The following is a 13,692-nucleotide window of genomic DNA, read 5'->3' on the forward strand; positions in this document are numbered from 1 at the left end:
TATCTGGTCGGGGAATTCAGCGGCTGGGATCGTGCTGACAAATTCAAGCTGGTCTTCAAAGACGGGGTCTATCGGTTGGATAACCTGAAGATGAATTCAGGCATGTCGCCCTTCAAGGTAGGGGGGCCGGAGTGGACAAAATATCCCGATTTTTCTGCTGACAGCCGCAAAGAGACCAGTATTTTCCCCGATCAGCGTTATCCCATGTATTACCAGAATAACGGCCAGAACAACCGTCTGGTCGTGACTGAAAAAGGGCTGCTCGATATTCAGGTCAAGGTGATCAATGCCGATCTGACGGCGCCCGTCATCGAATTTGCCATGGTGCGTGATGACCCCAATTACGGCGAGAGCCTCTACCTGAAGGGCGTAGATGGCAACCTCGAACCTCTCTTACAGATGGTTTATCAGGGTGACAAACGCTATGTAGTGGTCGCCAAGCTGACCCCGGGGGAGCACAAGATAAAGATGGCGTCCGCGCAGGATGGGATCGGCTTTGCTCCTGTCGGCGCCATCTCATTGAATGAGAACGTCAGGATGCAGCGTTGTGACAGCAGCTGCCAGCTGGCGTCCCTGTCGGTGTCGCAGGCGGGATATTACAAGTTTGTCCTCGATGCGAGTCAGGATGAGCAGGCTCCCTGGCTGTTGGTCAGTGCGGCGACCGACGAGGATCTTGGCATGATCAACCCTCATGAAGGGCATGAGCTTATCGAGAAGCTGGAGTACCAGACCCACAAACCCGGGGTCAAGGAAATCGCCACCTTCTCGGTCAAGCAGGCCGGGGCCGACTATCGCGGCTATGCCCAGTCGACGACCCAGGAGCTGCGGGATCCGGGGGATAGCTTCACTACGTATCAGGAGCAGGCCGATCTGCCCCGACTGCGCTCGGGAAACATGGTGTTTGACGCCCTGTTTGCGCTGGCGACGCACGAGATACGGCAAAACAGCGTGGCCCAGGTCAAGGATGGCAGTTACGGCGGCGGTCAGGCGATCCCCTGTGACTGCTTCGAAACCGGTGCCAAGTGGCATTATGTCTGGACGCGGGATCTCTCCTACGCCACCGATCTGGGGCTGGGGGTCCTGGATCCGCAACGGGCGCGAAACTCCTTGCAGTTCAAGCTCTCCGACTTCAGAGCCGAGCTGAAGCAGGGCCTCGACGGCCTGATCCCGCAGGGACGCCAGATCATTCAGGATACGGGGACGGGGGGCAGCTGGCCTATCAGCACAGACCGCATGGGCTGGGCGCTGGCGGCTGAGCAGGTGCTGGCGGCCTTGCCTGCTGGGGAGCGCAGTGCCTTCCTGCCCGAGGCGTTCGAGGGGTTGCGCAATACCATAGAGAGCGATCGCCTGGCGGCCTTCGATGAGAGTGATGGCCTCTATGGCGGGGAGCAATCCTTCCTCGACTGGCGTGATCAGACCTATGCCAAGTGGATCACCGCAGACATAGCCCACATCGGCATCAGCAAGTCCCTCTCCACCAACGTGCTTCATTATCAGGGGTTGAGGCTGGCGGCGCGTCTGGCCACCGAGCTGGGCCAGGATGAACTGGTGACCCGCTACAGCCAATGGGCGGCCGAGCTCAAGCAGGCCATCAATCACGGCTTCTGGCTGACGGATGAGAAGATGTATGCCAGCCTGATCAACACCAGCACGGATCCGAGCCCGGCCTACAAGTTCGACCTGCTCGGGGAGTCCCTTGCCATACTGGCGGGCATTGCCGACGAGGAGCAGGCCAGAGAGATCGTCAGCCGTTACCCCATGGGGCCTTATGGCGCCCCGGTTTATTTCCCGCAGCAGCCCGACATGCCGGTCTACCATAACCGCGCCATCTGGCCCTTCGTCTCCGCCTATGGGCTGAAAGCCGCCGCCAGGGTGCAGAACGTGGCCGTGGCCGATCGCCATGTCGACTCCCTGATGCGCGGGGCCGCGCTCAACCTCTCCAACATGGAGAACCTGGAATGGCTCTCCGGTCAGCCCTCCTTGATGGATCTGACTTATCCCGACCTGACGGGCCCGGTTATCAACTCTCAGCGCCAGCTCTGGTCCGTGGGCGGCTATCTCGGCATGGTGACCAGCACTCTATTCGGTTACCACATTGAGGAGCAGGGGATCCGGGTCTCGCCCTTCGCCACCGCGCACCTGCACAAGCTGATGGGGGCCAGGCCGGAAGCGGCGCTCAAGGGGCTGAACTACCGCGGCAAGCAGATAGAGCTCAAGTTGCTGCTCCCCGACGTTGGGGAGGAGGGCAGTTACTACCCGGTGCGGGGCATCCTGCTCAATGGCGCCCCCGTAGGTGAGCTGATCACCGAGGAGATGCTGGCGGCCAGCAACCTGATCGAGGTCCAGCTGGGCGCCGGGGTGGCCGATGGACAGGGGATCCGCCTGATCGAGGACGTGGCGCCGCTGGATGTGGAGAACCGCAAGGTGTTCGCCCCGACAGAGCCCACCCTATCGGGGGTCACCGAGCAAGGGGGCAAGCTGGTCGTCGCGTTGCAAGACAGCGTCAACCAGGGGGCGCTCAGCTACAACATCTATCGGGATGGCAAGCTGGTGGCCGCCGGGCTGGATGCGGCGAGGGATTGGGTCGACGAGCTGGCGCCGCAACCGGGCATGGCCTATTGCTACAGCGCGGAAGCCATCTACCCCGAGTCTGGCAACCGTTCCCATCACGCCAAGCCGGTGTGCTACCAGCCTGAACGCCAACGCATCGCTGTCGATGCCGACGCGGTCTCGCATACCGGCACCCTCACGGCGGCCGATGCGGCCATTCCCGTGCCCTATCTGAAGGATTGGGGCCGCCCGGAAGACACCCTGCTGGTGCGAGGCGTCACCCTGGATGGCAAGCTCGCCATTCGTCTGCAATACAGCAACGCCCAGCACGCCATCAACCTGGGGGTGACCAACGGGGTGAAACGGATATCCGTGCTCAGCAATGGCAAGGTGGTCGCGAGCGGCGTGGTGCAGATGCCCCACGTGATGCAGGATGGCGACCTCAAGCCGCTGCGCGACTCTACCCCCGTCATCGTCGCGGTGCCGGCGGGACAGTACGATATCCAGGTGAGTGACTTCTATAACATGAGCTATCTGAAGGCGAACGCTACCTACAACGATGCCGGCGGGCAGGGCGGATCGGTCAACCTGATCGATCTGGCCAGCATCACCGTCTCGGCTCGTTAAGTCGCCGCAAAACAGCCCCGGGCCGCCGGCTCTGGGGCTGGCTCCAGGAATGCTGCCCAATGAACAAGCCCTGCCAGTTTGGCAGGGCTTTTCTGTGTGTGCCGTTCGCCGGGAGTCCGGAGTTTCAGTCGAGGGCTGAAACGGTTTGCAGCGCCGCCTTAGCGGGCTTGCTTATCCGCTTTCGCGCGTTTCTGTCCGCACAACGCCCTGAGCGCGCCGAAGAGGGCGAGCAGTATCCCCATGAAGATGAACAGGAAGCCGATGGGCAACAAGCCGAACGGCTCGTGCAGATAACCCTGGCTATCCACGTATGAGCCGATCAGCTGGAAGCTGATGAGGGAGATCACCCCGAGTGCCGTGAACAGCGCCGCCAATTTCATCATCATATTCTCTCGTGGTCTTGGAAGTGGTCCCAGCCTGTCATGGCAGAGTGAAGTGAATATGAAGTGGGGCTAAAGAGCATTTTGGCGGCAGACTGCCTGATGCATTGCTCAGTCATGGGGCAGGGTCTGCCAGCGCCAGCGTCGGCCGTGTGAAAGGGGTCAGCAGGAACGAAAAAGCCCCGCCAGGTTGGCGGGGCTTCTCTTTTTCCATCCAAGGATGAGGATCAGAGCGCGGGCAGCATGCCGAGGCTGACGCTCACCTGGACGCCGACGATCAGCACCCCCATGGCGCCGGCGAGACCGAGCGCAATCACGCCGCCCGGGACACGGTAATGGTGCGCCTCGGCCTGCTTGCGGCTCTGCCACACCAGGGTCACCGGCAGCAGCACCGCCAGCACCGCCAGGGCGATGGCGGCGTAACCCAGCGCCATGATGAAACCTTGCGGGAAGTAGAGGGCAAACAGCAGGGGGGGCACGAAGGTGATCATGCCGGTCTGGCTGCGGCCCTGCCAGTTGTCCTTGCGGCGGGTCACCTTGGCCATGAAGTCAAACAGCCCGAGCGTCACCCCGAGGAAGGAGGTGGCGAGCGCCAGATCGGCGAACAGGTGCATCGCCTGATTGAAGGCGGGCCAGTTCACCAGGTTGCCAACGCTGGCGAGCAGGCTGTCGAGCGCCCCGCCGGTCTGGATCAGGCTCTGCTGGCCGAGCAGGCCCAGGATCGCCACCTGCCACAGCACGTAGAGGATGAGCGGCAGGGCAGAGCCCCACACGAAGACCCGGCGCAGCTGCTTGGGGCAGTCGCCGAGGTAGAGCATGACGCTCGGGATGGAGCCGTGGAAACCGAAGGAGGTGAAGATGACCGGCAGGCCCGCCAGCAGCAAGCCCTGGCCGAGCGGCATGGAGAGCAGATGCTGCCCCTCGGCGCGGGGCAGCAGCAGCGCCAGCACCCCTACCATGATCACCAGTTTCACGGTGAACATCAGTCGATTGAGGTAATCCACCTGCTTGGTGCCCACGCACACCATGCCGCCGAACAGCAGGGTGAAGGCCCAGGCCGCCTGCTCCTGGCTGACGGTGGTGCCCGCATCCGCCAGCGCCTGGGCCAGCAGGCTGCTGCCGCCGCTGATGTAGGCGGAGGCGAGCGAGTAGAACAGCATCAAAATGCAGAAGGAGGCGATGCGCTTGCCCCAGGGGCCGAGCAGGTGATCCGCCAGCTGGTGCAGGTACCACTTGCCGGTATTGAGGCTGGCCTCCACCTGCAGCATGGCGGTGAAGGCCATTAGCGCCCAGAGCCCGACCATCAGCGCCAGGGTGGCGGGGCCGCCGAGGGACGAGGAGGCCAGCGGCAGGGCCAGCATGCCGGCGCCTATGGTGGTGCCGGCGATGAGCAGGGTGCAACCCAGGGTTTTGGTATTCATGGTGTCCATCCAGATAGAGAAACTGCGTAGTAAAAAAAGCGTGCCAGTGGCGGTGTCGGCCAGGTGCCTCCGGGGGCGGGACCGGAGGCTAGCAATATCGGAGTGGACGCATCGTTACGAAAAATCCGTGGGTTGTAAAAGATGATTGCCACGTTAACGGATCAAAAAAGTGGAAACAAGCCTGTAAAGGCGGATTTTGTACTGCGAGGTGGCAATAGGTGGAAATAAAAGATGACAGCAGGCGGTGTTGACTGGTGGAAAAGCGCGCCGGCGTGGCAGGAGAGCGCCGGCACGTGAGGGGCGTCAGCGGCGACGCTTGAGGGTGCGGCTTACACAGTGCAGGCCAGCACGGTAGTGGCCGTTGATGGCCTCGAAGGCGAGGGCAAGGGCCTGGGCGGCCAGGGCGTCGTGCTGCTGGGGCAGGGAGTTGATGCCAAAGGGGAGGAAGTCCAGCAACCGATCGTCCCCGAAGGTGGCCATGGCAATTCGGCTCATGTCGGCCTCCAGCTCCAGCAGATAGTCGAGCACCCCCTCCATCAATATGTAGGAGGTGGCGACCAGCGCCTCGGGTAACTGGCCGAGCCGCTGGTGCAGCGCCTTGATCAGGCGATAACCCTCGGCGCGGGAGAAGTGGGCCCCCTCGCAGACATGGGGGGGCAGCAGGGCGGCGCTGGCGTGGCTGCTCAGCGCCTGCTCGAAACCGGCGCGGCGCTCCTGGCTTATCGTGAGACCTGGCAGGGCGGTGATCAGGGCCACATGGCGAAGGGCGGGGGTGAGCAGGGAGGCGGTGAGATCGCAGCTCGCCTTCTGGTTTTCACTGGCCACCGTGATGAAGTGGTCGGCTGCCAGGGCCCGGTCTATGGCCAGGATCTGCACGCCATGGGCCTGCTGCTCCCGATAGAAAGGATCCGCCGGCGGCAGGCAGCTCGCCACCAGCAGTGCATCCACATGGCGGCTGACCAGCATCCGGGCCAGCTCCTTCTCGGTATCCGGCTCGTCTTCCGAGCAGACGATGAGCAGCTGATAGCCCTGAGCTCGCGCCCCCTGCTCGAGGCGCTTGGCGAGCTTGGCGTAGCTGGCGTTCTCAAGGTCCGGCAGGATGAAGCCTAGGGTTCTGGTCTGGCCGCCGCGCAGGGAGGCGGCGCGGCTGTCCGGCTGATAGTTGTGGGCATGGACCACGGCCATCACCTTGTCACGGGTGGCCTGGCTGATGCGATATTGATCCGCCTTGCCGTTGATCACATAGCTGGCGGTGGTACGCGAGACACCAGCCAGGGCGGCGATTTCATCCAGTTTCATCATATTGGCTCTGTTTGAGTTGCAAGGCCCGCGACGGTTTCAGGTGGGGGCACCGAAAAGTGTGCGCGGGATCATATCATTGAAAAGCACTCTCAGTGGGATCTTGAACAATTGGCTGAAACGATTCAGTCTGAGTGTAAGTGAAACGATTCAGCTTGTCAGTAAACGATGAATGTTCGACCAGGAAATGCCGAGACGGCCTACCCGGGGGGAGATTCCCGTCTATTGTCAGCAGGCAAATTACCCGAAATCCAAGTTGAGTTGAGCCGGTGTGCCGCGAGGCGAAGCCGGACCTGATGGAGAATCTCTATGTTGAAGTTGGCGCGACAGCAAATCCTGCTGGGACAATCGGTGGCGACCAAGGCGGACGCCATCGCCCTGCTGGCAGGCAAACTGACCGAAGCGGGTCTGGTGGAGGCCGGTTATGTGGACGGCATGCTGGCGCGGGAAGCCCAGCACGCCACCTACCTTGGCAGCGGCATCGCCATTCCCCACGGCACCACGGACACCCGTCATCTGGTGAAAAGCACCGGCGTCATGGTGGCCCAGTTCCCCCAGGGGATCGAATGGGATGAGGGGCAGATTGCCTATGTGGCCATCGGCATCGCCGCCAAGTCCGATGAGCATCTGGGCATCTTGCGCCAGCTCACCCATGTGCTGGGTGACGAGCAGGCAGCCGCGCAATTGAGAGAAGCCACCGATGAAGAGACCATCATCAACATCCTGACCGGTGCGAGCGCGGTGAAAGAGGTGCAATTCCTGACCCTGGCCGACTTCCCGGCCGACGATCGCGACCAGCTGCTGCTGGGGGCCGCCGCCCGCGCCAAATCTGCCGGTTGGGGGGAGGCCGCCATGGTGACCTCCCTGCTGGCAAGCGAGCCCGCCTATCTGGGGGATGGGGTCTGGCTGGCCCGTGCGCAAGCGGCCCAGACCGGCTGGGTGCTGGCGACCCCGAGCAGTGCGCTGACAGCGGGTGAATTACCGGTAAACGCCTTGCTGCTGCTGTGTGCCGCAGATAGCAGCCATCTGCCCCAGCTGGACAACCTGGCCAAGTTGGCTGCCGCCGGTCAGCTCGGGACGCTCGCAGGGAGCGACGGTCTGGCCATGCTGCAGGCAGGTCCGGCGAGCGGTCTCTCCGACACCTTCACCATCATCAACCCCCATGGCCTGCACGCTCGTCCGGGCGCCATGCTGGTCAAGGTGGCCAAGGAGTATGCATCCGACATTCGCGTGGCGAACCTGGATGGCAGCGGTGAAGCCGTCTCCGCCAAGAGCCTGATGAAGGTCATTGGTCTTGGCGTCAAGTGTGGTCACCGTCTGGCGTTTCGCGCCGAAGGGGCGGATGCCGAGGCGGCCCTCAAGGGGATAGGTGAGGCCATTGCCGCCGGTCTGGGCGAGGGGGCGCACTGATGGACATCGTTACCATCACCCTCAATCCCGCGCTGGATCTCACCGCCCGCCTGGGCGCCATGAGCCTCGGCGAGGTGAACCTGGTGAGCGAAGCCAACTTGCGCGCCGCGGGCAAGGGGATCAACGTCGCCATGGTCTTGAAAGATCTCGGCCGCGACGTGGGCCTGACCGGCTGGCTCGGCGAGGGCAACCAGCAGAGTTTCGTCTCCCTGTTCGAGACGCGCGATCTGGAAGACCATTTTGTGCGCGTGGCGGGCAGCACCCGCATCAACGTCAAGATCTCCGAGCAATCGGGCCGGGTCACGGATCTCAATCTGCCTGGGCTTGACGTGCGTCAGTCGGAAGTAGCCGCGCTGGAGGCCGAAATAGCGCGGCTGGCGCCGCGCGCCGACTGGTTCGTGCTGGCGGGCAGCCTGCCCAAGGGGGTGGCCCCCGATTACTGCGCCCGGCTTATTCGCCTGCTCAAGGCCAAGGGCAAGCAGGTGATCTTCGATTGCAGCGGCGCGGCCCTGAGCGAGGGCATCAAGGCGGCGCCGACCCTGGTCAAGCCCAACCTGGAAGAACTTGAGCAATGGGCAGGTCGCCCCATCAAGACCCTCGCCGATCAGGCCGAGTGTGCCCGTGCCCTGCAGGCCAGCGGGATCCCCCATGTGGTGATCTCCAATGGCGCCGACGGCCTCATCTGGTTTGCGCCCGATGCCGTCTGGCAGGCCATTCCGCCGCGCATGCAGGTCGTCAGCACAGTGGGTGCCGGCGACTCTCTGGTGGCGGGGCTGGCCCATGGCCTCAGCCTTGGCTGGGCGCCGGAGCAGACCCTGCGCCTGGCCACCGCCGTCTCTGCCCTGGCGGTGAGCCAGGTGGCGGTCGGCTTTGACGATATCAAGGTGCTCAACCCCTTACTCGAGCAGGTGCGCGTACAGCGTCTGGATGCGCTGGCACCGGCTCAATCCAACCCCCTTTCGATGACACACTCAGGAGATGCCCAATGAAAGCAATTCTGGTTACGGCTTGCCCGGCGGGCATTGCCACCAGCTTTCTCGCTGCAAAACGGATAGAACAGCAGGCCAAGCTGGCGGGCTGGGAGCTTACCCTCGACGTCGGCTCCAGCGTGCAGCCCCGTCAGGTTCCCTCGAAAGAGCAGATCGCCGCCGCCGACCTGGTGCTGGTGGTGGCAAGCGCCCCGGTGGATCTCGCCGCCTATGACGGCAAGCGCCTCTATCAGGGGAGCATGGATCTGGCGCTGCAGGATCCTGCCGCCCTGCTGGAGGCCGCCGCGAGCGGTGCCAGCCTCTATCGTCACCAGTCCGCCCCCGTGGTTGCCAATGTGGCCGCCAAGGCGGCCAGCGGAGCCAAGCGCATCGTTGCGGTCACCGCCTGTCCGACCGGGGTGGCTCACACCTTCATGTCGGCTGAGGCACTGGAGACCATGGCCAAGCAGCTGGGCCATCAGATCCGCGTCGAAACCCAGGGCTCGGTCGGTGCCCAGAACGCCCTGACCGCGGACGAGATAGCCGCCGCCGATCTGGTGTTCCTCGCCACCGACATCGAGGTGGACATGGCCCGCTTCGACGGCAAGCCCGTCTATCGCACCAGCACGGGGGCTGCCCTGAAGAAGACCCGCGCCGAGCTCGACAAGGCGTGGACAGAGGCGAAGACCTATCGCCACAGCGGCGCCGCCGCGGCCAAGAAAGAGGAGAAGGCCGGCCCCTACAAGCACCTGCTGACCGGTGTCTCCTTCATGCTGCCCATGGTTGTGGCCGGTGGTCTCATCATCGCGCTCTCCTTCATCTTCGGCATCGAGGCGTTCAAGGAAGAGGGGACGCTCGCGGCGGCCCTGATGAAGATCGGCGGCGGCTCCGCCTTCGCCCTGATGATCCCGGTGCTGGCCGGTTACATCGCCTACTCCATCGCCGACCGTCCGGGTCTCGCCCCCGGCATGATTGGCGGCATGCTGGCAAGTTCGCTGGGCGCCGGTTTCCTCGGCGGCATAGTCGCCGGTTTTCTCGCCGGTTACAGCGCCAAGTACCTGAGTGACAAGGTGCGCCTGCCGGTGACCCTGGAAGCGCTCAAGCCCATCCTCATCATTCCGCTGGTGGCCAGCCTGTTCACCGGTCTCGTGATGATCTACGTGGTGGGCGGCCCTGTGGCCGGCATCATGAATGCCATGACAGAGTTCCTCAACAACATGGGCTCCGCCAACGCCGTGCTGCTGGGTGTCATCATCGGCGCCATGATGTGCTTCGACATGGGTGGCCCGGTCAACAAGGCGGCCTACGCCTTCGGGGTCGGACTGCTCGCCTCCAAGACCTATGCCCCCATGGCTGCGGTGATGGCCGCTGGCATGGTGCCGGCCCTGGGGATGGGGATAGCGACCTTCCTGGCCAGCAAGAAGTTCATCAAGGCGGAGCAGGAAGCGGGCAAGGCCTCCTTCGTGCTGGGTCTGTGCTTCATCTCCGAGGGGGCCATTCCCTTCGCGGCCAAGGATCCGATGCGGGTCATCCCGGCCTGCATGGTGGGCGGCGCTCTTACCGGTGCGCTCTCCATGCTGTTCGGCTGCGAACTGGTGGCGCCCCACGGCGGTCTGTTCGTGCTCTTCATCCCGAACGCCATCAGCCACGTGATGATGTATATCCTGGCGATTGCGGCGGGGTCGCTCCTGACCGGCGTCTCCTACGCCATGCTCAAGCGCGGCGAGGAGCAGGCCAGGCTGGCAACGGCCTGACTGGCATCCATCCGATGAATGACAAGGCGGCCTGCGGGCCGCCTCTGTTTTGGTGGGCAGAAAGAGGGCAGGGAAGGGGTCAGAAATCCCAGCCAGGTTGCGATGGCGGCTCGACGGGCTCACCCTCTCTGGCCTTGCGACGGGCGGCCTCGACCCGCGCCTTGCGATTGCGGCACAGGCGCATCACCTCCTGCTGCTGGGTCGGGGTCATGACGAGCCAGTTGAAGCGCTCCTCCCGGCTGCGCAGGCACCCCTTGCAATATCCCTTGTTGTTCACTTCACAGACCCCGACACAGGGGCTTGTCAGGGGGAAGATTTCGAGCTGTTCCATCCACGACCTCTCACATCTTGTCACCTTGTTATAACCCAGAAGATCCCCTTTGGAGAAATAGGGCGTCCGGGGGCGGATGGCGTTTGCTTTCCCCCGGCAAATTTGGCATCTTCCCCGCCGAACATGATGCTCGGTGTTATATGAGGACATATGAATAAACATGCGTACTGGCTGGCCGCCGCCGTGGTGGGACTGGCCGGTTGTGCGGGCAACCCTGAACCCGCCAAGGTGCCCCAGAAGAAGGCGGGATCCGGATGTTTTCTGAACTGCGAGGTGCCGGAGAATCTGGGCAAGCAGTATCTGGATGGTGCCCTGCCCGGGGATCTGGTGCGGGTGGAGCGGGTCAACAGCCATCAGCGCGCCGACTACAGCAAGTTCGGCCCCCAGAGCCGGCTGGTGCTGGAGCGCTCCGGCAAGATGACCCGTCGCTACGGCGAGCTCTATCGCCAGCTCTCCCGCTGGGTGGCCAATGGCGGTGATCCTGCCCATATCACCCAGTACGGCATCAGCCTGGCCCAGCTCGGCGGCGCCGATCGCATGGGCAACGTGCTCTTCACCGGCTACTACTCGCCGGTGCTGGAGGTGCGTCACCGCCCGGATGCCAAGTACAAGTACCCCATCTATGCCATGCCCAGATGTGGCGGTCGTTGTCCGAGCCGGGCCGAGATCCATCAGGGGGCCCTGGCCAACCGTGGGCTGGAGCTTGGCTACAGCAAGTCCCTCATCGACAACTTCCTGATGGACGTGCAGGGCTCGGGCTTTGTCCACTACGGGGATGACGACAGGCTGCAATACCTGGGCTACGGCGGCAAGAACGGCCACGGCTACGTGAGTATCGGCCGGGTGCTGATCGATCGGGGCGAGGTGCCCAAGGAGCAGATGTCCATGAAGGCCATCAAGGAGTGGGCGAGCCGCCAGCCGGAGGCGAACGTCAAGGAGCTGGTGGAGCAGAACCCCTCCTACGTCTTCTTCGAGCGTCGCCCCACCAATGACGTGGTGGGGGCCGCCGGCATTCCGCTGCTGCCCATGGCGGCAGTGGCCGCCGACAAGACGCTGCTGCCCATGGGGACCCCGATCCTCGCGGAAGTGCCCTTGCTCGACAAGGCCGGCAACTGGACTGGCAAACACCAGCTGCGCCTGCTGATCGCGCTGGACGTGGGCGGCGCCGTGAAGAAGGGTCACCTCGATCTCTATCACGGCATGGGGGAGAAGGCCGGGGTGGCCGCCGGTCACTACAAGCACTTCGGCCGGGTCTGGAAGCTGGGCCTGCATCACGGGCCGACCGCCGCCCCCTGGCTGTGACCCTTTGATGGATCGGGCGCCTGCACAGGGCGCCCTCTGCAGATGACGCAACAAAAAGCCGCCGGATTGCTCCGGCGGCTTTTTGTTTTGCGCGAGTTGCCAGCTTGGGCGTCAGCCCTTCTGGATATCCAGCCGGATGGCCCCGACCGGCTTGCAGCAGCAGGGCAGGCACTCCCCTGGGGAGACAAACGCCAGCGGCACGCTGGGGTAGTGCACTCTGCCTGCCAGCAAGGGGGTGCGGCAGGCACCGCAATAGCCGCTGCGGCACTGAAACTCCACCCTGTGACCGTGGCGCTCCAGGGTCTCCAGCAGGCTCTCGCCGGGATGGGCGTGCAGCACGTCATCCTGGGTATGCACCCGTGGCGAACCCGCCTCGCTCTGCGCGGGGGCAGAGCAGGGGGCGGGGGTCAGCGTGTTGGTGGCGTCACTCACGGCGCGGCGTACCCCAGAACGTCTGGGTGCACTTCGCTGCGAGTGCGACTGGCCAGCGGTTCGGGCAGCTGACTCACAGCTCGAAATCACCGAGATCGTCTGCGTGCACTTCGCTGTCGATCTGGCCGACCAGGTAGGAGCTCACCTCCACTTCCTGGGGGGCCACCTGCACGTTGTCGGAGGACAACCAGGTGTTGATCCAGGGAATGGGGTTTTGCTTGGCACCAATGAAGGCTGGCTGCAGGCCGACCGCCGCCATCCGCAGGTTGGTGATGTACTCCACGTACTGGCAGAGGATGTCCTTGTTCAGACCGATCATGGAGCCGTCCTGGAACAGGTACTCGGCCCACTCTTTCTCCTGCTCGGCCGCTTCCTTGAAGATCTCGAAGCAGGCCTGCTCGCACTCGGCGGCAATCTCGGCTATCTCGGGGTCGTCCTGGCCGCTGCGCATCAGGTTCAGCATATGCTGGGTCCCCGTGAGGTGAAGGGCCTCGTCGCGGGCGATCATCTTGATGATCTTGGCGTTGCCCTCCATCAGCTCGCGCTCGGCGAAGGCAAAGGAGCAGGCGAAGCTCACATAGAAGCGGATCGCCTCCAGGGCATTGACGCTCATCAGGCACAGATAGAGCTTCTTCTTCAGCTCCCGCAGGCTGATGGAGACCTCGCGGCCGCCCACCTTGTGGCTCCCTTCACCGTGCAGGTGATAGAGCGCGGTTGCCTCGATCAGATCGTCGTAGAAGTGGCTGATGGAGCCGGCGCGCTTCAGGATCTGCTCGTTGGTGACGATGTCGTCGAACACCTGTCCCGGGTTGTTGACGATGTTGCGAATGATGTGGGTGTAGGAGCGAGAGTGGATGGTCTCGGAGAAGGCCCAGGTCTCGATCCAGGTCTCCAGCTCCGGGATGGAGACCAGGGGCAGCAGCGCCACGTTCGGGCTGCGGCCCTGGATGGAGTCCAGCAGGGTCTGGTACTTCAGGTTGGAGATGAAGATGTGCTGCTCGTGGGGCGGCAGGGCCTGGTAGTCGATGCGATCGTGGGACACATCCACCTCTTCCGGACGCCAGAAGAAGGAGAGTTGCTTCTCGATCAGCCGCTCGAAGATGTCGTGCTTTTGCTGATCATAACGGGCCACATTGACCGACTGGCCGAAGAACATCGGCTCCTTGAGCTGGTCGTTCTGGGTCTGGCAGAAAGTTGAATAAGCCATGGTGATTTGAA

At 63.4% G+C, this 13,692-nt stretch carries 11 protein-coding genes; 5 read left to right on the forward strand and 6 right to left on the reverse strand.

Annotated features, from left to right (window positions below; all coding sequences use genetic code 11):
• Window positions 1-75: 75 nt before the first annotated feature.
• On the forward strand, window positions 76-3,177 hold the full coding sequence (locus tag ACWPWQ_RS12170; protein WP_454009906.1) for an MGH1-like glycoside hydrolase domain-containing protein: 3,102 nt from the start codon (window positions 76-78) through the stop codon (window positions 3,175-3,177).
• A gap of 158 nt (window positions 3,178-3,335) precedes the next feature.
• Here the strand turns inward: ACWPWQ_RS12170 and ACWPWQ_RS12175 are convergent, their stop codons facing one another.
• The 3 genes from ACWPWQ_RS12175 to cra all read right to left on the reverse strand — a co-directional run bounded on the left by ACWPWQ_RS12175 (window position 3,336) and on the right by cra (window position 6,280).
• Window positions 3,336-3,563 carry a DUF3955 domain-containing protein gene (locus ACWPWQ_RS12175; RefSeq protein ID WP_404836502.1) on the reverse strand — a complete coding sequence of 76 codons (228 nt, stop codon included), beginning with the start codon at window positions 3,561-3,563 and terminating at the stop codon, window positions 3,336-3,338.
• 221 nt (window positions 3,564-3,784) lie between these two features.
• Window positions 3,785-4,978 (reverse strand): aromatic amino acid transport family protein, encoded by a 1,194-nt coding sequence (locus ACWPWQ_RS12180; protein WP_454009879.1) that lies wholly within the window; start codon window positions 4,976-4,978, stop codon window positions 3,785-3,787.
• Between the two features lie 303 nt (window positions 4,979-5,281).
• Complete coding sequence (gene cra, locus ACWPWQ_RS12185; RefSeq protein WP_454009880.1) at window positions 5,282-6,280, reverse strand: catabolite repressor/activator; 999 nt, start codon at window positions 6,278-6,280, stop codon at window positions 5,282-5,284.
• Window positions 6,281-6,586: 306 nt separating this feature from the next.
• On the opposite strand from cra, the gene fruB reads away from it, so the two are divergent.
• From fruB to fruA, 3 genes are read left to right on the forward strand one after another with little or no spacing between them, the layout of a single operon-like run.
• On the forward strand, window positions 6,587-7,687 hold the full coding sequence (gene fruB, locus ACWPWQ_RS12190; protein WP_454009881.1) for a fused PTS fructose transporter subunit IIA/HPr protein: 1,101 nt from the start codon (window positions 6,587-6,589) through the stop codon (window positions 7,685-7,687).
• Entirely contained in the window at window positions 7,687-8,676 is a 990-nt protein-coding gene (gene pfkB, locus ACWPWQ_RS12195; RefSeq protein ID WP_454009882.1) for a 1-phosphofructokinase, read from the forward strand. Before fruB ends, pfkB begins: the two co-directional genes overlap by 1 nt.
• Window positions 8,673-10,409, forward strand: a complete 1,737-nt coding sequence (gene fruA, locus ACWPWQ_RS12200; protein ID WP_454009883.1) for a PTS fructose transporter subunit IIBC — start codon at window positions 8,673-8,675, stop codon at window positions 10,407-10,409. The genes pfkB and fruA overlap by 4 nt, the downstream gene beginning before the upstream one ends.
• 79 nt (window positions 10,410-10,488) lie before the next feature.
• On the opposite strand, the gene ACWPWQ_RS12205 is transcribed toward fruA, so the two are convergent.
• The gene (locus ACWPWQ_RS12205) at window positions 10,489-10,740 is read right to left on the reverse strand and encodes a DUF1289 domain-containing protein (protein WP_139434392.1); all 252 of its coding nucleotides are present in this window, start codon (window positions 10,738-10,740) and stop codon (window positions 10,489-10,491) included.
• A 150-nt stretch (window positions 10,741-10,890) separates the two neighbouring features.
• On the opposite strand from ACWPWQ_RS12205, the gene mltA reads away from it, so the two are divergent.
• The gene (mltA, locus tag ACWPWQ_RS12210; protein ID WP_404836497.1) at window positions 10,891-12,042 is read left to right on the forward strand and encodes a murein transglycosylase A; all 1,152 of its coding nucleotides are present in this window, start codon (window positions 10,891-10,893) and stop codon (window positions 12,040-12,042) included.
• 111 nt (window positions 12,043-12,153) lie between these two features.
• On the opposite strand, the gene yfaE is transcribed toward mltA, so the two are convergent.
• Together yfaE and nrdB are read right to left on the reverse strand one after the other, a co-directional pair.
• Complete coding sequence (gene yfaE / locus ACWPWQ_RS12215) at window positions 12,154-12,474, reverse strand: class I ribonucleotide reductase maintenance protein YfaE (RefSeq protein ID WP_404836496.1); 321 nt, start codon at window positions 12,472-12,474, stop codon at window positions 12,154-12,156.
• 73 nt (window positions 12,475-12,547) lie between these two features.
• Window positions 12,548-13,681: a class Ia ribonucleoside-diphosphate reductase subunit beta gene (gene nrdB, locus ACWPWQ_RS12220; protein WP_454009884.1), complete on the reverse strand. Its 1,134-nt coding sequence runs from the start codon at window positions 13,679-13,681 to the stop codon at window positions 12,548-12,550.
• Window positions 13,682-13,692 lie beyond the last annotated feature (11 nt).

This window comes from Aeromonas sp. Marseille-Q7275, assembly GCF_965119515.1.